17 protein-coding genes are annotated in these 19,585 nt (G+C 33.3%); 2 read left to right on the plus strand and 15 right to left on the minus strand.

The genetic code is table 11. The features are described 5' to 3' along the window. Positions 1–51 precede the first annotated feature (51 nt). The 10 genes from EKM77_RS03085 to EKM77_RS03130 all read right to left on the minus strand — a co-directional run bounded on the left by EKM77_RS03085 (position 52) and on the right by EKM77_RS03130 (position 10,709). Positions 52–1,005 carry a sugar-binding transcriptional regulator gene (locus EKM77_RS03085; protein ID WP_125592517.1) on the minus strand — a complete coding sequence of 318 codons (954 nt, stop codon included), beginning with the start codon at positions 1,003–1,005 and terminating at the stop codon, positions 52–54. Between the two features lie 81 nt (positions 1,006–1,086). Then, a complete protein-coding gene (gene rbsK / locus EKM77_RS03090; protein WP_125592519.1) occupies positions 1,087–2,007 on the minus strand; it encodes a ribokinase in 921 nt (306 codons plus the stop codon). Positions 2,008–2,018: 11 nt separating this feature from the next. Continuing rightward, a complete protein-coding gene (locus EKM77_RS03095) occupies positions 2,019–3,038 on the minus strand; it encodes an aldose 1-epimerase family protein (RefSeq protein ID WP_125592520.1) in 1,020 nt (339 codons plus the stop codon). 19 nt (positions 3,039–3,057) lie between these two features. Further along, positions 3,058–4,404 carry an L-fucose:H+ symporter permease gene (gene fucP / locus EKM77_RS03100; protein ID WP_125592522.1) on the minus strand — a complete coding sequence of 449 codons (1,347 nt, stop codon included), beginning with the start codon at positions 4,402–4,404 and terminating at the stop codon, positions 3,058–3,060. A 17-nt stretch (positions 4,405–4,421) separates the two neighbouring features. Further along, positions 4,422–5,069, minus strand: coding sequence for a deoxyribose-phosphate aldolase (gene deoC, locus EKM77_RS03105; RefSeq protein WP_125592524.1), 648 nt, complete (start codon positions 5,067–5,069; stop codon positions 4,422–4,424). A 141-nt stretch (positions 5,070–5,210) separates the two neighbouring features. Further along, positions 5,211–5,843, minus strand: coding sequence for a YczE/YyaS/YitT family protein (locus EKM77_RS03110; protein ID WP_125592714.1), 633 nt, complete (start codon positions 5,841–5,843; stop codon positions 5,211–5,213). Positions 5,844–5,913: 70 nt separating this feature from the next. After that, positions 5,914–7,860 carry an Ig-like domain-containing protein gene (locus EKM77_RS03115; RefSeq protein ID WP_125592526.1) on the minus strand — a complete coding sequence of 649 codons (1,947 nt, stop codon included), beginning with the start codon at positions 7,858–7,860 and terminating at the stop codon, positions 5,914–5,916. A gap of 161 nt (positions 7,861–8,021) precedes the next feature. Beyond that, entirely contained in the window at positions 8,022–8,225 is a 204-nt protein-coding gene (locus tag EKM77_RS03120) for a zinc-binding dehydrogenase (protein ID WP_125592528.1), read from the minus strand. 20 nt (positions 8,226–8,245) lie between these two features. Continuing rightward, entirely contained in the window at positions 8,246–9,772 is a 1,527-nt protein-coding gene (locus EKM77_RS03125; protein ID WP_125592530.1) for an ABC transporter permease/substrate-binding protein, read from the minus strand. After that, positions 9,765–10,709: an ABC transporter ATP-binding protein gene (locus EKM77_RS03130; protein ID WP_125592532.1), complete on the minus strand. Its 945-nt coding sequence runs from the start codon at positions 10,707–10,709 to the stop codon at positions 9,765–9,767. Before EKM77_RS03130 ends, EKM77_RS03125 begins: the two co-directional genes overlap by 8 nt. Positions 10,710–10,879: 170 nt before the next feature. Here EKM77_RS03130 and EKM77_RS03135 point away from each other — a divergent pair, with 170 nt between their 5' ends. Together EKM77_RS03135 and EKM77_RS03140 are read left to right on the plus strand one after the other, a co-directional pair. After that, complete coding sequence (locus tag EKM77_RS03135; RefSeq protein ID WP_125592534.1) at positions 10,880–11,320, plus strand: Rrf2 family transcriptional regulator; 441 nt, start codon at positions 10,880–10,882, stop codon at positions 11,318–11,320. 9 nt (positions 11,321–11,329) lie between these two features. After that, complete coding sequence (locus EKM77_RS03140) at positions 11,330–13,864, plus strand: excinuclease ABC subunit UvrA (protein WP_125592536.1); 2,535 nt, start codon at positions 11,330–11,332, stop codon at positions 13,862–13,864. Positions 13,865–13,923: 59 nt separating this feature from the next. On the opposite strand, the gene EKM77_RS03145 is transcribed toward EKM77_RS03140, so the two are convergent. The 5 genes from EKM77_RS03145 to EKM77_RS03165 all read right to left on the minus strand — a co-directional run bounded on the left by EKM77_RS03145 (position 13,924) and on the right by EKM77_RS03165 (position 19,495). Further along, positions 13,924–14,781: an SDR family oxidoreductase gene (locus EKM77_RS03145; RefSeq protein WP_125592538.1), complete on the minus strand. Its 858-nt coding sequence runs from the start codon at positions 14,779–14,781 to the stop codon at positions 13,924–13,926. A 143-nt stretch (positions 14,782–14,924) separates the two neighbouring features. Next, a complete protein-coding gene (locus tag EKM77_RS03150) occupies positions 14,925–15,548 on the minus strand; it encodes a WxL domain-containing protein (protein WP_125592540.1) in 624 nt (207 codons plus the stop codon). A gap of 192 nt (positions 15,549–15,740) precedes the next feature. After that, on the minus strand, positions 15,741–16,763 hold the full coding sequence (locus EKM77_RS03155) for a DUF916 and DUF3324 domain-containing protein (RefSeq protein ID WP_125592542.1): 1,023 nt from the start codon (positions 16,761–16,763) through the stop codon (positions 15,741–15,743). A gap of 199 nt (positions 16,764–16,962) precedes the next feature. Further along, the gene (locus EKM77_RS03160) at positions 16,963–17,142 is read right to left on the minus strand and encodes a hypothetical protein (protein ID WP_125592544.1); all 180 of its coding nucleotides are present in this window, start codon (positions 17,140–17,142) and stop codon (positions 16,963–16,965) included. Positions 17,143–17,188: 46 nt separating this feature from the next. Next, positions 17,189–19,495 (minus strand): lectin-like domain-containing protein, encoded by a 2,307-nt coding sequence (locus tag EKM77_RS03165; protein WP_125592546.1) that lies wholly within the window; start codon positions 19,493–19,495, stop codon positions 17,189–17,191. Positions 19,496–19,585 lie beyond the last annotated feature (90 nt).

Genomic DNA, 19,585 nt, shown 5'->3' on the forward strand with positions numbered 1-19,585 from the left:
TGGTGAAAAGGTTAGCACTTTTTTCATGTTAGTCAAATTATTTACTATTAGTTATTCGTTTAATAATTGATTGGCCGTATTTTCATCAATTATTAGCACATTGGCATATTTACCTATTAATGCGGCTTTAATAGCTGCTATTTTCTTTTCTCCACCAGCAACCAAAATTGAATATTCTTTATCTTTCAATTCATTTATATTAATTCCGACCGTTCGAGAATTAAGCGCTTCATCTGCTATTTGTCCCTTTGAATCAATAAAGCGTGAACTAATATCGCCAACCGCAGATCCTTTTAAAGTAGAAATTTCTTTATCATTTAAATATCCTAAGTTGAACAACATTGCATCATCTCTGACTGTACCAACAGTAAATACTGCTATATTAGCTTTCTTTCCTTGTTCAATAATATAGTTAATATGACGATCTTGCATAACTAATTTACAAGTTTCTGAATTATCAAAAATAACTGGCAAAGGTAGGCTATCGGAAGTTGCATGAAAGGCATTTGTAAAACCTTTCATAACTTCATGTGCATAATTATCAGTAGTAGTGTCTGTCTCACTACCCTTCAATTGAACAATTCTAATACCTTGATGAATATTATCTTCAGGTACTAAATTGTCAGATATTTCCTTCAAAGTAAAACCCCAAGTTACGCCGATAATATCATTATCCTTAACGATATCTTCTAAATATTCAGCGCCCGCTTTCCCAAGGCTTTTAATAATTGATTGATAATTGTTTGATGGAGCATAGGCAATAATAACTTTATCCAATCCAAATTTCTTAGCCAAATCCGTTGATAGATTGGACGCTTCATCAAATGGATCTTTAATATTTATTTCTACATATCCATTATCCTTGGCATACTGTAGTAATCGAGAAATTGTAGGTCTAGAAAGACCCATTTCTTTTGCAATTTTACTTTGATCAAGATTATTCTCATAATAATATCTTGCAACTTTCAAAGATTGACGAATCCTTTTTGACTTTACTCTTTCCATAAAAAACCTCTCTTAAATCTATTATATTAACTTTAGCATAACTAATAAAAAACGACATGTCGCATCAACATGTCGTTTCAATTAAACAATCTTATTTAAAGTTTGTTCCAATTCCTTGGCGGTTGGATAAGATTTTTGAGTTCCTTTTCTTGTAACTGTCACAGCTGCATACTGATTTGCATGTCTCAATGCTTCTGCAACATCTTCGCCTTCAGTATAGTAATGAGAAAAAGAACCAATGAAAGAATCTCCAGCGCCTGTTGTATCAACAGCTTCAACATGTTTACCTGGAATCACTTCCTCATGATCTTTATCAACCCATAATGCACCCTTTGAACCAATGGTAACAATTATATTTCCAACGCCTCGATCAATCAGAACATGTGCTGCTTGTTTAATCTCTTCTAGATTACTTGTTGGCATACCGGTTAAAGTTGACAACTCTGTTTCATTTGGTGCAAAAAAATCTACTTTAGAAACATGTTCTATATCTAAATCATCGTTAGCTGGGGCGGGATTCAATAATACTGGAACATTGTGCTTAACGGCCAAATCAATCGCATGGTAGTTGGTTTCTAGTGGTATTTCTTGTTGTAATACAATCAGTTTAGAATTTTTAATCTGTTCTTCAAAATCATCAAGTATTTGAGGTGTTAGTTCGTTATTAGCACCTTTAACAACAATTATTCGATTATCTGATGAAGGATCTACAAAAATAGGAGCAACTCCGCTGTTTTGATTACCAACTCCAATACAACGTGTATCTATACCTACATTTTGGAAATTTTCCAATTGTTCTTTTCCAAAATTGTCGTGACCAACCATTGTAATTAATGTTACCTTTGAGCCTAGTTTTGAGGCTGCCACTGCCTGATTAGCTCCTTTTCCTCCATATCCCAATTCAAACTCTGGGGCAGAAACTGTCTCACCTTCTACCGGCATTCTTTCCAAATATGTCATCATATCAATCATATTGGAACCGATAACTGTAATGTCGCTCATTATGATCCCCCCTAATTCTCTAATCCAGTAGTTACACTGAATTCACGTTTTTCTAATGGATCTAGGAAAATCAAAGTTCCGGCTTTCTCTGCAGCATGATAACCTTCAGGTCTACTAGTACCAGGAAGAGCGAATGCAGCAACTTGTTGATCCGCATTATAGAGAATCCAACGAGTTACGATTGGAAATTCCGCTGTATTTATTTTTGTCATAAAGTTTTTACCATTTTCTAACTTCATTCTAAATTCAGCTGTATCACTATATTTGGACAAATCATCTGTAAAGAAAACAATTTCTGGATCGTATCTTGTTGCATCATCCAATTTATTAATAATTTTTCCTGAAGCTTTTAATTCTTCATTATATTTCAGCCATTCTTCTGTTGGATGTACATGATCTGGAATACTCTCACGTAACTTAAAAGCATTGTCAGGTATACTTTGACCAATTTCAGCATTAGCACCATATGCATAATTCATATGGCACATATATTGAAGAGGCATTTTCTGATATTTAGATAAATTAGTAACACTCATCTTAATATCAAATAATCCACTATTTTTATTTAACACAACACTGGGTTTAGCTAAATAATGATGGCCAAATCCTTTAACATATTCAAAAATACTACCTACTTTGATACGATCTTCATCAAATTCAATATATGCATCACTCATTTTGGATGTTGGAAATTCACCATGTAGTTGATAGTTATCTTCTGGTCCAGGTGTACCATTAGCCAATAGACCTGATGAAAATTGGAAACATCCATATGTATCAGCAATTCCTTCACCTGGCATAGGTTGAGAAAACATATCTTTCATCTTGAGAGATTCTCCATCAAAAATGGCATCCCAAATTATCATTCCCATATAAGGCAAAAGTATCAAATACCCTCTAGAATTACTTATTTTTAAGCCTTCAACACCTGATGGATATACAAATGATTCAGCACTAAAATTGTCGTTTTCTAAAATTTTAAAGGGAGTGTCATTGAACAGTTTATGTGTTAAATGAATCGTATTTGTCATTTTTAGGATCTCCTTTGGATTACAAATTATTATGCTTTATTTGATCTACTGAATAGAAAAATACAACTACAAAACTTATTAAAGAAATAACAAATGAATAAGACATTGAATTCATCAAATCAGCTGCCAAACCTTGTACTAAAGGTAAAAATGCCCCACCGATAATTGACATAACAATAATTGCTCCAGCTGTCTCTGTATGTCTTTTATCTTGAACAGTATCAAGAGTTTTTGAATAAATGGTTGCCCAACATGGTCCAAATAATCCACTAACCAAAACTGCTGCATATACAGCTGACATATTATGAACAAAAATGATATAGATTAATGATAATGATCCTGCAACACTGAACCATTTAAGAACTCTAGATGGCGAATATTTATCCATAAGCACATTGGCAATCATTTTACCAACAAAGAATGCTATATAGCTGTATACCATAAACGTTGAGGCGTCTCGCTCATTAATATTAGAATTCAAACTCATTGCTAAACGGATAGTAAATGACCAAACCGCTGTCTGCATTCCGATATACATAAATTGCGTCAAAATACCTTTTACAAATTCTTTATTATGAATTAAATATTTTAATGTTTCTGAAATTTTTGCCTCTTTAACTCCATTACCCTTAGTCTTACTCTTAGGAAATTCTGTCAGTGCAAAAATAATAATTGCGATAAGTAAAATAACAATAATATATTTATACGGTAATAAAGTTTTTTGTAGAGCCTGTTCACCAAAAGAAATTCTTGCTTGTCCAGTTAATCCACTCATTTGTTTATCTAGACTAGCTCCAGAATCAAAAATCATATATTTACCCATTAAAATTCCTGCAACCGCACCAACTGGGTAAAATGTTTGAGAAATATTCAATCTTAATGTGGAACTTTTTTGTGGTCCAAGTAATGAACTATATGTATTAGCAGATGTTTCTAAGAAGCTCAAACCAATAGCAATCGCGAAAAGTGCCACTAAGAAAATGCTGTATGTAGCCATTGTTGAAGCTGGGAAAAATAAACTACATCCGACTGTATAAAATAGCAAACCAATTAGTATAGCTAATTTATAAGAAGTCTTTTTAATAACAAGTGAAGCTGGAATGGCGATAATGAAATATCCACCATAAAAAGCACTTTGAACGAAAGCACTAGCAAAATTACTTAATGTAAAAATAGTTTTAAATTGAGTAATTAAAATATCATTTAAACTTGCTGCAGCACCCCACATAGGGAATAAACATGATAATAAGATAAATTGAAAAATAGGAATTCTATTTAAATATCCGTCATCGTTTTCTTCTGCATGAAGCTTAAATAAATGAAATCCTTTTTTTCTTGTTTGATCGGTCGTGTCAGAACTGTTCATTATTCATTCCTCCATTTCTACCCATTAACAATTTTCATACTTGCGCTAGTTCCTAATCTGGTTGCCCCTGCTTCTATCATTTGCAAAGCTTCTTCTTTTGAATGAATTCCACCTGAAGCCTTAACACCAATCTTGTCTCCAACAACCTCTTTTAATAACGCAACATCTTCAACCGTAGCTCCCTTAGTAGAAAATCCAGTAGATGTCTTAACAAACTCTGCTCCTGAATTCATAACTAATTTGGTAGCAGTAACTTTTTCATCATTTGTAAGAAGTGCTGTTTCAATGATCACTTTCACTATTTTTTCTTGAGAATGTCCAATATCAACAACTGCTTTAATATCTTCTTCAACCTTTTCCAAGTTACCTGATTTCAATTCTCCAATATTTATTACCATATCTAATTCATCTGCGCCATCTTCCATGGCTTTTTTTGCTTCCGCAACTTTTATGGCCGTTGTATTTGCTCCTAATGGGAAACCAATTACAGTTGCAGTATGTACATCGGTCCCGGCAAGTGACTTATGTGCATGACTCACCCAATAAGGATTTATCATTACTGATGCAAAATCGTATTCTTTTGCCTCTTTAATAATTTGATCTACATCTGATTCTGTTGAATCAGCTTTTAATAAAGTATGGTCAATATATTTTGAAAGTTTCATTTGTTGAAACCCCTTTCATTGATTTGTAAGTTCATAATATCATCTATTTTTACATTTGCAAACTTTTATTATGAAATTATGTTCAACAATCAACAAAAAAAGAACATGAACCATTGATACGATTCATGTTCTTACAATTTATTATTTTTCTTCAACACTCTTAGTTTTAAAATTATGCTTCAAGCTAGGCCAGATTATTTTATCTGCCGTAGCAATTAAAATACCATTAAATAAAATAGAAAATAGTGTTCCAATATTTACTGAATAAATATTTCCTGTGACAAAAAAGGCAATAATAACAACTATTGTCGGTGGAATAAAGTCAATTATCTGTGCTGCGGTAGAATTTCCCTTTAAGTAAAAGAATCTCAAAATATTGGTTGTATCGTCATTAGGATGCATCACTATATTTGCTCTTTGATAAAGTGAGATCGCTACACAGAAAAATACTATTCCTAAACATGATAACAATGCTCTTATAACGATTGGCAACGATGGTATTCCAGCATTATTCAAAAAGTCTGTAAAAATATCGACAAAGGAACTAAAGAATAATATATAAAGAATTTCACCAATCAATCGTTTACCGTCAAATCGTCTAATCAAAAATTGATTAGTTATAGCATTTAAGATACCAATTATACATAAAATCGTTCCCACGCTTAATCCAAAAATTTTATTCAAATTAACCGCTGATGCTGTCCAGATCCCGCTTCCCATATTTGCGGAGATACAAAGTCCATTCCCAAAAGCATTTAAAACCAACCCGATAATTAATCCTAATACTCGAGTCGTTACTGTATTTTTAATACAAATCACTCCAAACTACTAACAAGTATACTACTTATACGCTGGCTACTTCAGTCCAAGTTAGTTTGGTAGTATAACTTCCCGGCTTAACATCCGAAGAATTAAAATAAAGCTTCAAGCCTTCATTTTTATACCAAGAAAGCGAGTGCGCACTTTCACCTTCATTTCCAAAGGTTAGATAAACATTATTTTTTGATAAATCAGTATAATTCCCATCTGAATAGTAATACTTCAAACTAACCGGCAAAATGATATTTTGATCTTTGGTATTTCTAAAGTAATCATCTTGGGATAATTTTATGGTAACTTCTTTTTTATTACGTCTTTGGTCATCCACCTCTACTACCGGGTCATCAACGTTATTGTGATTTATCCGATCAACACTTTGACCCTCTTGTACAAAATGGTGTGTTCCAAATTCAATATTATGGGCAGTTAGCTTTAAAAGGTTATCGAATAAATTAAGAGTGAGCGGCAGACCCGCTTGTTGGTAAAATAATCCATCAGAATCAGTTCCCTTAATGAATGGGGTCGAAACAAATTCCTCTTTGGCAGTGGGCCCCATAGTTAAACTTATTTCAATACTATGATAATCGATCCCTAAAAAATTGATCTTTGAAATTTCTAAAATATTATTTTTGACAGAATATTGAGTCGAATCAATTAATTTATCATCAACCCAAATTTTTTGGATACTCATATTCTTATAAAGCGGCAGAATAAAACTCGCATCATTTAAAGAGGATTCACTACTTTCGTTAAATAGTTGCGATTTTATACTAATAACATCCCCACTAACAACATTACTCAAAAATGTATCTGACTTATCAAATGAATTATCTTCATAGGTCAAATTACCGATTGAATCGTTCATGACTATTTTAGGACTGCCAGAAGATTCGACCGTCAAAGTCGCATGACTGGTAGTTAATTTTTGGGAATTGGTTCGTTCGTTGATTTTAATTTCTGCAAAGTATTGAGTACCATCATCAGGCAATTTGGCTGGAGGTGTCGTATAACTAATACCTGATTCAGCTACCTTAACTGGAGTACTATTTTGAACCTTATACCAATTTATACTAGTTTGTTGCTGATCAATATTACCTCTGATTTTAAAAGTAGCTGTTTTACCGGACTTAATTGTCTGCGAATCAAGACCACCACCAACTTCAATTTCAAAAGAAGAAGTTATATTATTATTCGAGTTTCCTTCCTCATCATTTGCCGTTGCAGTAATTAATAGTTTTCCCGAATTACCAACATTATTCGCTGTTATAAGTCCCGTGTCAGGATCAATTTTGGCTAAATTATCATTACTACTAGACCAAGTTATTCTATTTGTTGAATTAAATGGAATTAATTGCGCATGAGCATATACCGAACTATTATTATCCTTCATGTTATACAAATAAGAATCGTCAACTTCAGTTTTAATACCCGTCGCTGGAACCTCAAAATCAGTAAACGAAACCATTGCTAAATTAGAATATATTACAGTCGAAGGAAACGTATTCCAAGTTACTTGTTGTTGGTAGTATCTGGTCCGTTTCACTTCTTCTTTAATTTTCAAATTTTTATTAGTTCCACCATCTTCTTTACTTATTGGAATCCAGTTTTTGTCATAGTACGGGCGGTAATACCACTGATATTTGGGGCGGGCAAACCAATTAGACCAAGAAGAAAGAGCTGATCGATCCGAGTCTGTATATAAAGTAACTGTCGAACCCATTTTGGCGTATGTTTCTTTAGTGGGCTGCTTCCTATATCCTGCACTCAATAAAGCTCCTAAAACACTACCAGGGATCGGGGTTGGTGTCTCATATGGCTCTACACTATCTAAGTCTCGAAAATTAGGTTTTTTAATGGATGTTTTCTCAACTTCACTTGCATTTACTACAATGTTTCCTCTGTCCTCTGAAAAAATGAGTAGTAAAATCATATTCAATAAAATAAAAACGGATAAGAATATGCATTTTTTCATATTAACACCTTCTATATTTTATATTTCAATATAATAATATGATTATAGTATCTATAACCGTATTCAAATGTTAACATGAATCATTTCGTTTATCATTTCATTTTACATAATATTGGTCTAGAACAAAAAAACACTCTCAAATTTGAGAATGTTTTTTTTATTTAAATAACTACAACAACTTTTCTAAAACTATTTTTACCCTCCAAAAACTCATGTGCCAGTTGAACTTCACTCAATTTAAAAATTTTAGTTGGAGCTACATTAATTTTTTTCTGATCAATAAAATTTAAAAGTTCTTGTAATAATTGTTTGTCTATTTGTCCAGAGTAATAGAGTAAATTTGACGTTTGGAGAACCAGGTTCATTAACAATTACTGCTTTCATTTTAATCACGTTTGATTAAATTGTGTTTTACTAAATAGTTATGTGCAACTTTAGAGGCTTTTTCGTGTTTAACAGATACGAGATAATTCATTTTCTGCATATCCTCAACACTGATTTTACCTGCTAATTTATTCAGAGTTGTTTTCAATTCTGGATATTTAGTAATAAATTTCTCAGATACCAATGGTGCTCCTTGATATGGTGGGAAAAATTCTTTGTTATCTTTTAATGCTACCAAATCATATTCTTTAATCTGCGGATCAGTTGTATAACCATCGACTAAATTAACTTTATTATTAGCGATAGCTTTATACCTGATTGAGGATTCCATCGTTTTAGCACTGGCAAACTCTAAATTGTAGGCTTTACTGATTCCTGGATAACCATCTTTTAATTGATAAAAATCAGGATCAAATCCAGCATGAATCTTATTTTCCACTTTGATCAAATCAGAAACAGTTTTGAGATCATATTTCTTAGCGAAACCTCGTTTAACGACTAATGCATATCCATTCTCGTATTTCATTGGTTTGAGATATTCTAGACCTTCTTGATTCTTCAAAAGTTTTTTAGCCAATTCATACGTCGCTTTTGGATCATGGCTGGCACTCTTATTAGTTTTAACTAGTGATTCCAAAACTGTACCCGTGAATTCCGGATAAATGTCGATCGAACCAGATTTTAAGGCTTTATACAAGAAAGATGTGCCACCAAAATTCGGTTTAATTGAAACTTTCATATTAGGGTGATCATTTTCAATTAATTCTTTATACATATTGATCAATATTTCTGGTTCACTACCCATTTTACCCGCAATAGTAATGGAAACTTTAGGCTGCTCGATTGCTCTATATCCAAAATAGCCACCCATCAAAACAATTACGGTTGAAAAAATAATTCCAATTTTTCGTAGAGAAAGTTTTGAGATTCCCTTTATTAAAGCACTAAATATCAATGCCAAAATGGCTGAAAATACCGCTCCAATAATCAATAAGGCGTTATTGTTAGTTTCAATACCTAACAAAATATAAGTACCTAAACCACCAGCACCGATAAGTGCGGCTAGAGTTGCTGTTCCAATGATCATTACCATAGCAATTCTAAGTCCTGAAATAATCATCGGCATAGCTAAGGGAATTTCGATCTTTACTAATTTCTTATTTCTTGAGAGACCAAAAGCTTCTGCAGCTTCTTCTAAATTTGGATCAATTGTCGTTAATCCAGAATACGTATTTTGAAAAATCGGCATGACAGCGTATAAAACTAATGCAATGACTGATGGAACTGTCCCAATACCCACAATTGGAATCAAAATACCTAACAATGCTAAACTGGGGATGGTTTGCAAGACACTAGTTATCTGCAAGATCACTTCAGCAATTTTTTTATGATTCATCAAAATTATTGCCAATGGAATTGCTATAACCGCAGCAATCAAAAGTGAAACTAGTGAGATAGTAATATGCTGACCGATAGAATTTAAAATATCATTACCTTGAGTTTTTAAAATGTGAATAATACTATTCATCTTTTTCACCATCCCTTGCTAGATAATTCAGTAAACTTTGGATGGTTAATTTCCACACTTTACCATTAGAACTTTCAACCAAGGCAGATTTCTTATTTCTTAATATTTGAGCCAAATCAGAAATATTGTCTTCCTCATTTAAATCAGGTTCTTGGTAATCAACTTCCTGACAATTTTGACTATCAATAATTAATTTTATTTTTTTATCATCATTATGTTGATTTCTAAAAAAACCGTTAACAAAAGAGTTTTTAGGGTTATGAATGATCTCATCACGCGTACCAATTTGTTCTAAGTGACCCATTCTCATAATTGCAATCGTGTTGCCTAGTCGTAACGCTTCATTCATATCATGGGTAACAAAAATAAATGTAGTTTTCATTTCTTGATGCAGTTTTAAAACTAATTCTTGTAGTTGATTACGAGATATTGGATCCAACGCACTAAAGGGTTCATCCATCAAAACTATTTTAGGATTAGATGCTAAGGCACGAATAATTCCGACCCGTTGCTGTTCTCCACCGGATAATTCTCGTGGAAATCTTTTAGCATATTCTTGGGGAATACCAACTTTGTCCAATAGATCCATTGCCGACTTATGGCGTTTTTCTCTGGACCATTTTAAAGATTCGGGTTGAATCGTTATATTTTCTTCAATCGTCATATTTGGGAATAGAGCGATATTTTGTAAAACATATCCCATCTTTAAACGCATTTCTTGCAAGTTCAAATTTTCAATATTTTGACCATCAATTAAAATTTCACCAGATGTTTGTTTAATGAGCCTATTGATCATCTTTAAAGTAGTAGTTTTACCACTACCACTAGGTCCAACTAAAACAAAAAAATCGCCATCATTTATTTGAAGATTTAAATCGCTAATAGCTGTATTCTCGTTGTTCTCATACTTTTTATAGACGTTCTTAAATTCAATCATATATGCCCCTTTTATAGCATAATTGTGTAATCCAATAAGTTACAATCACAATATAATTAAGGAGTTATTTTGTCAATTGATAAGCATTGCTATTCATTAATGTTGACTGAATTCCCAAAAAAACCTATCATCTACTGTAATTAATCAAGTTACATCAAAGGAGACTATAAATGCGTATTTCAACTCGTTTTAGTGACTCGATCCACATATTAGCATTTATTGAAGTGTATAAAGATATAAAATTATCCAGTGATGTTATAGCCAATAGTGTGAATACATCGGCGGTGGTTATCCGCAGACTAATGGGTGTTTTAAGAGCAGCCGGATTGATCGATACTAAACAAGGATCTGCCGAACCCAAATTAGCAAAAGATCCTTCAGAAATTACTCTTTTAGATATTTATTTTGCAACTGAAGGCAATAAACCTATCTTTGAACTCGATAAAAATACTAACCCTGATTGTATAGTCGGTGGAAACATTCAAGAAGTTCTTGGAACCTATTATGAAGATGCTAAAATTGCGGCTAAACGGAAACTAAATGAAACTACTTTAGAAGATTTAATTGAAACTATTCTAGTTAAGCAAAAATATAAAAATAGTAAAAATTAGGAGAAAATAATGGCAATTAGACATAAAAATTATATTCCCGACAACATTGAAGTCCGAGGTGCCAAAGCTAACAATTTAAAAGATTTAAATGTTGACATTCCCCTCAATTCTTTTGTTGCTATTACTGGTGTTTCCGGTTCAGGTAAATCATCTTTAGCAATGGATACTATTTATTCTGAAGGAGCCAGGAAATATCTTAATGCACTATCTACCTATACTAGACGTCGTATTACTCAAATGGGACGTTCAAATGTGGAAAATATCAAAAATCTTCCTTCTACTATTGCCCTAAGACAACGACCAACTGTACCTGGTGTTCGCTCAACTGTGGGGACAATGACTGAAAGTCTTAACGTCTTGAGATTGATGTTTTCAAGACTTGCCTCAGTTGTTTGTCCAAATGGACACAGAATAGATCCAACCCTTAAAATCTCTCAAGCTATGGACTTGCCCGGAACTGATGACAATATGGGAGTTATCACCTGTCCTGTTTGTCAGGCCAAATTTATGGCATTTGGTGCCGAAGATTTTGCTTTTAATTCAACTGGTGCTTGTCCTACTTGCCAAGGTACAGGATTTTTAAAAAGCATCGAATTGGATAAAATAATCCCCGACAAAACATTGACGCTTGCCCAAGGTGCTGTCAGATCATGGCGTCTACCCGGTCGTTCACTTCAAATAGAAGTAGTTCAACAACTAGGAGTTCGTATCAATGTTCCTTTCAAAGATTTAACAGACAAGGAAAAAGAGATCGTTGTCCACGGTAAAGGCGTTAAAAGAGAAGTGATCATCCCTACGTCAACCGGTAAATCATTTAAGCTGAATGCGTTATATGAAAATGCCTATGATGCCGTTAAACATAGTCTTGCCAGCACCAAAAATGAAAACACTTTAACTCGTTTAGGAAGATTTTATTCAATTAAAGAGTGTCCTAACTGCCAAGGAAGCCGCTTTGATCCAAAACTTTTCACTAATGAATTGGTTGGAAAGAATATTGCTCAAGTTTGTCAATTAAGTATTAATCAGCTTCAATCTTTTTGCCAAGAGATTCTTAATTGGTTGCCGAATGACATGCAAAAATTGGGTAAGAATTTAACTAACGAGTTATTAGAATTATTACAGCCGATAGACGATTTAGGACTCAATTATTTAACCTTAACTAGAGCTGGTAATACTCTATCAACCGGTGAACTCCAAAGGATACAGCTAGCAAGAACCATAAGAAATCAAATGACCGGGGTACTTTATGTACTTGACGAACCTAGTGTCGGATTACATCCCGCAAATGTCACAGGATTAATAAAAATTCTTCGCCAGTTAGTTCAATTAGGTAACTCACTGATCGTTGTTGATCACGATACTAGTATCATTTCTGCAGCTGACTATGTCATTGAAATCGGTCCTTCTTCTGGTGACGATGGTGGTCAAGTAATTTCTCACGGTAGTGTAGATGAGATCAAAAAAAATAATAACTCTGTGATCAAACCATTTTTAACTGGCGAAGCAGAAATTATTAAACACAAACAGCTGACACCTTTTAAAAAGGGCGAAATAGACATTGAAGTTGGTGACCGTTTCAATATCCACAATATGAAAGCTAGGTTCAGTAAAGAATCGCTTAATGTTGTTTCAGGGATGTCTGGATCTGGTAAAACTACCTTGATTTTTGGCAGTTTGATACCTTCTTTAGAAGCTGAATTTAATAAAGAACCACTACCTAATTACGTTAAATCAATCAACGACGGTGGCATTAAAAATGTCATCACAGTTAATTCAACTCCTATTGGGAAAAATGTTCGTTCAACTGTTGCTACCTATACAAAGATTTTAGACAAAGTTAGAAAATTGTTTGCTGCAACAGATCAAGCTAAAGAAAAGAAATATACAGCCAGCTATTTCTCATATAATAATAAACAAGGAGCCTGTCCTAATTGTGGCGGAACGGGTGTGATCACTCTAGATATCCAATACTTACCTGATATAGTTGAAACTTGTCCTGTTTGTAACGGGGATCGCTTTAAAAAGGAAATCCTTAATATTACATGGCATGGTAAAAATATTGCCGAAATATTAAACATGTCGATTGATTCGGCAGCAACTTTCTTTAAAGATGAGTCAAATATTGAATCAGTTATAAATACCCTTTCAGAAATAGGTCTAAGTTATCTAAAATTAGGTGAAAGTACACCTACACTTTCTGGTGGTGAAGCCCAACGTCTAAAACTTGTAACTTATATTAAACGTAGTCAAAAAAATCAATTGTTTGTTTTTGACGAACCTAGCGTCGGATTGCATCCAAAAGACGTTTCTGTATTGATAACTGTTTTAAATAAATTGATCAATAATCATGCCACGGTCATAGTCATTGAACATGACTTAGATATAATTTCAAATGCTGATTATATCAATGATTTAGGACCAGAAGGCGGGATAAATGGCGGTAAGATCGTAGCTTCCGGTACACCTAAAGAAATCTGTTCAAAAAATGACAGTATAACTGGTACATATCTTAAAAAACATTTACAACAATTTAATGTGGAATAAGAAAATATTAAACCAAATAGACGCAGTAATCCAAAAATCGGATTACTGCGTCTATTTAGTTAGGTATAATTATCACTCAAAAAATCCTCTAAAGATGTAGCTTGATGACCCATAATTAGTCGATAGTCATTTGAGACCTCTGCTAAAAATCCTCGAGATCCAGCATCATACAGAGAACTTAAAATATAGCCCTCTCCATATTCATCGTTTAAATCTTTATATTCTCTTAGGCTAACCGGTTTATAACCTATTTTTTGTCCAGTAATTTTGGTTAAAATCTCGGCAAGTTCTGACATTGTATAATTCTTTTCTTGAGTAAGAGTATATACTTTTTCATTCTGTCGTAATGAACTAGTAACCGCAACTTTAGCAATCGCCTTAGCAATATCATTTAAACCTATATAAGACAAAGCTTTATTCCCCACCGGATAAAACACATTTTCTTGTTTAATAAAATCTGGTATTTGAGATATTAATGTATCAGCATATAACGCATTACGAATAATCGTATAGTCAACGCCTGACTCAGCTAAACGTCGTGGAAGGTATCCGTAAAATGCCGACAATGCAAACGGATCATTGATCTGATCAGCAATAAATCCCATTGCTAAAATATGAGCAACATTTGATTTTCTAGCTGCTTTAACAACATATTCCAATTCCGTTATCCTAGTAAAACTGTCATGGCTTTTAGTTGGAACATATATAAATACATCTATATTTTTTAAGGCGTTAACTAAAGAATCTCTGTCGAAATAATCCACTTGTACTATTTTTAAATTTTGTTCTTTTAAGTGGGCTGCTTTAGAAAGAGTATGCACACCTGCAACGATATCCTTATCGGAGACTAATTTTCTCATTTCTGACAAAATCTTAGAACCGAGATGTCCTGTTGCGCCTGTAATTAAGTATTTCAATTCTAATCCACCCCCTTTTTCGGTCTAATAGATGTATGATACTTCATTAGCTAATTAGTTGCAAAACTAAAAGAAGATCTGTAATTCAAAAAATCGAATTGCAGATCTTCATTAAATTAATATTTAAAATTATTGATTAAAAATTAGGCAGGTGCATCTGACAATGTCCATGTCAATGTTGAAGTATAACTACCGCCAATATTACCAGCTGGGACATATAGAGAAGCGTCTCCAGAAGCATAAGTACCTGTATAGGCACCAATACCATCACCGAGGCCAGCATCAGCAACTAGTGCTGCTGAACTTGATACATCAACTGAAGCATTAGCTGTTGGAGGTGTTGATTGGTTAGTACTATCGTCAGCGGTCAAGGTTGGATCAGTTAATGATAGAGCAGCACCTTTCAACGTTGTGCTTGTAGTTGAACCGGTACTAGTAAATGGTGTATCGGAAAGTGTTACTGCCCAGCCACTTGGAAATCCTGGGTTAGTAACATGTAATGTACTGTCGAACGTACTATTTGTATATGTAGTTTTGCTTACATCCAAATTTTGTGTACCAAATGAAATATCTGGAGCACTATCCAACATTAAATTACCAGTTTGTTGCAAAGCAATATCGGAACTCTTAGTTGTTGGAGCTGGAGAAGTTGGTGTTGTTGCGGTCAAAGTCGTCGGCGTTGTTGCCGCTTTAACTGTTATTAAACTTCCTGTCGTGGCCAATGCCACTGCACATAAAGCTGTGATACCTTTTAACATTTTCATCATGATTATTTTCCTCTATTTCTTAATACATAAAAGAAACTTTCCCATGAGCTTCCCCTCGTTGGTTCATGATTTATCCTAGATAAGTTATTTCCTTATCCGCCTTAGATATACAACATTTCAGACAAGTATTCAAAAAAACAGCACATAAATAAAAACTTCATCAAATTATAAAAATTGATGAAGTTTTATATACTATTTCTTATTTTTATTCTTGTTTTTAATAATAACAAACATTAATGCAATAATAATTAGGATCAATATTCCAATCAAGGTTAACATTAACCAGTTATTATTGGACTTAGTTTCACCAACCGCAGTCTTGTTCATCTGTTTAGCTTTAGTTGAAGAAATTGTAAAGTTTTTAGTGAAATTCCAAGTCTTAGTGCTTGTGGATAGTTTCAAATGTAATGTATATTTTCCAGCTTTTAGCGGTTTATTATTAGTGCTTACTGGTAAATCAAAATTACTGTTTGGTGCCATATCCAATCCAGGTTTAGCTAATTTATAAACAGCTATTTCGCCACCCTGTTTTGTAATCCTAGCATTAGCATCGATCTTATTGATCAATGTAGGTTGATCATTTTGAAGATTTGCCACAATATAATTCTGATAGTTTATTTGTTTGGATTTAACATAATTCAAATTAATATTTGGTTTGATAGATGCGGAACTTTCTTGTAACTGCAATCCAATAACATATGCATATTGATTATTCAGAGTAACACCCTTTTTGTTAACAGGTTGTTTATTAGAATCAAGTGACTTTACTTGAATACCACCTAAAACTATACCTTTAAATTCATTCTTAGGTACATTAAGTTCAAAACTTTCGGCTTGATTAGTATTAGCTGGTACTGTGACCGTTTTTGGTTGTGGAACCATTTTTTCAATATCAGACTCAAGTGAAGAATCAGCCTTAGTACCATGCTTACTGTAATCAATAACACCATTACTATTAGTATTCGCACGATTAATGGAAATCAAATATTTATGTGCAGTACTGTCAGTGTTATCTATGTGGATCGTTAATTTTTGATGATCATCTGGTTTTACTTTCAAATCAAAATAACTGATATTTGAACTTACTTGATTATCCGGATGATCTACTGAAACTGTATAGTTCAAATTTGCAGCTTGTGCAGTCGTTGGATGAACCGTAAAAATTCCTATGACAAATAGAAATAAAAAGGTAAACATTATCGATAGCTTTTTCATATTAATATCTCCTAAGAAACCATCAATTCCCAAAAAGACAATTTCAAAAAAGAGTCACCATCAATTCTATCCGTCCCAATTATCCTTAAATAATTTTTAAAACTAGATTTCGACTTTGATAAAAAGCAATGATTATTATCATGTTTTTCAAAATCGATTATATGAATTTATCATCGACAATACAATTAATTTGCCTATTTTACCAATTGTTATGATCCCAAAGACGGCCATCAAGCTCGCTTTGAGCCTGTTCGATCCGCTTTTGTTGTTCAATGACAACTTTTTTTAAAGAAATCAACAAAGCTCTTTTTTTATAATCATTTTGTTTAGTAGATAATTCATCAATCTGATTTAATAACCACTCTGTATTCTCATCCATAAAATATTACCTCGAATCTAAATCTGCACCATAATATAACATATTATCAATGGATTGAATCAGTTAAACTCCAAGTAATAGTATATTGATAAGTTCCGGACTTTGTCGTGGATTTAGTTTTCAACAAAATACCATTGTTTGTATTCCATGAATTGGCAACTTGATACGTTGAATCATTAACAATCTGATTACTAGGAAACGTATCCTTTTTAGCGATTTCAATAATTGAACCATCCAAAATGGATCTAGTAATACCATCACTGTCAACATAGACGAGATCACCATCTAGAACGGGACTTCCTGGAGTTTGAATTGCAGAGGCGTTTAAACTCCAGTTTGATGTATCCACTGCATTATCAATAATATTTACCTTCCAACTCCCTTGGCGCAAAATAGTTTGGTCACGCCCGTTAGATTTTACATTTTGAAAAGACATTTTTTCATCAGCATCAATTAAGATTGGGGCCGCAGTTGGTTTGGAAATATTATAAGTAACATAATTAGAACGGTTTCCATCTTTATCGGTAGCATACACGGTTAAACTATTATCCCCATCCTTCAAACTAGTTCTCGGAATAGTGATTTTCATTTTTCCATCGGTACCGCTATCTAGGTTAGTGGTTTTTTCAGAACTTCCATTTAGAGAATAATGGACAGTAATATTAGAATTAATGACCCCGCCACTCAAACCGATATAACTAATTTTTCCGGTAGCATCAATTGATTGTGCATCATCAATATCTAAATTTAAATTATCTGGTTCAAGTAACATTGGTGTTGTTTTGATTACAAAATCCTGTAATTGTGTATATTTGATCAAATCATCACCTATAAAAGAAACATCAGTTGCAGCGATAGCCGTATCTTCAGCCGGTGTACTTGAATAAGCAATTGCATTAAGAGTTATCGTGGCACTATTAGGATCTTTATCTTTTAAAAGATCCTTAAGTGTTCTTTTAAATTGAGTTGTTGTTAGTTCATTTGAACCAATCGTCTCACTGGTTCCATCACTATATTTGATTACTCCATTACCGTATAAAACATTTTTGGGAAGATTGATAGTTGCTACAATATTCGTCCAATCTTGTGCCCCACTATCACGTTTAACATTATAAACAAATCTCAATTGATCATAATTATAAACATTTTTATCAGTTGAACTTAATTCTTTTCCACCTTGTGAATCATCAAAAACCTGTGTATTAGTGGATCCTTCAACTAACGAAGGTATAGATTCAAAGATAACCATATTCCTAGCATATTGTTCTCCTGTACTTCCGGTAAAGCCCCAGATTACTTTACCCGCATTTTGAGCAAATTGTTGAGTCGTATTTTTATAAAAGTAACTTGTGTCAATAGGAATGTCGCTCGTACTAACTGGTTGAGCATTATTTCCTGCCGTCACATCCGCAGTGTGAATTTTATCATCTAATGAATAGGATAAGTATCCAATTGTGCTTCCTGTTTCTGGAGGTGTCCAATTGATAACCAAATGATGCCAAAGACCATTACTCAATGTAAAGTTGTAATTAGAATTGGGCCCATAGGTAGTTTTTAAATTGTTATGAATTAATTGATACCAGTAAACATCTACAGAATCCGGCAGACCACTAACTATTTGCATTGTTTCTTTTTTTCGAACATAAGATTCTGGTGACGCTGGATAATTACTGGCAATATGGGAAAATGATTTAGATGGATTATCGACAATAGTTGTAACTAAAGAATCAAAAGCATTATTTACTCCAGTTGGGCTATCAGTTGGCCGACCGTTGCTAAATAACTCAGCGCCCTTAGTTACTTTATTTATATGCGTATCAAATTCTAATGCCCAACTATTTTGAATTGCATTGCTTGATAACTTTTTTGGATCACTATTATGGTAATCATTATCTAAACCCCAAACTCCCATAGTTTGACCTTTGGCCGGTAAAACTCCGTCCTTTGAAATACTATCATAGCCTGAATTTTGTAACACAAATGCCAATCCATCAGCTGGATCCTTTTCGTTTCCAAAGTACATCCACATTGATAATGTTTGTTTATTATTTAAATCAAAGTAATTGTTAGCCGCGTCATTAGACCAAACACCACCAATAGTGCTACCTTGCTTAGGAGTTATTTGAATAATACTAGTATCACCATTCTTAAAACTCGATGTATCAGCACTGTTACCCCTAAATGTGCCTCGAATGAAATAATCATCAAAATTTAATCCTTTAGGAGCATTGGTAACCGGCAAATCGGCAGCCTTTACTAATGATTGATTCATTTGATCAATATTAAGAAACAAAACAGTCGTTAATAAGACTAAGAATAAATACATTCCCTTTATAATTTTATTTATGGTCATATAATCCCTCACTTATATAATCAAATAATCTCTAAATATAACTTAATTCTCTTTACGGAATATATATTACACGCAAATTGTAATAATTAA

It is taken from the genome of Companilactobacillus baiquanensis (assembly GCF_003946605.1).
Lineage (GTDB): Bacteria > Bacillota > Bacilli > Lactobacillales > Lactobacillaceae > Companilactobacillus > Companilactobacillus baiquanensis.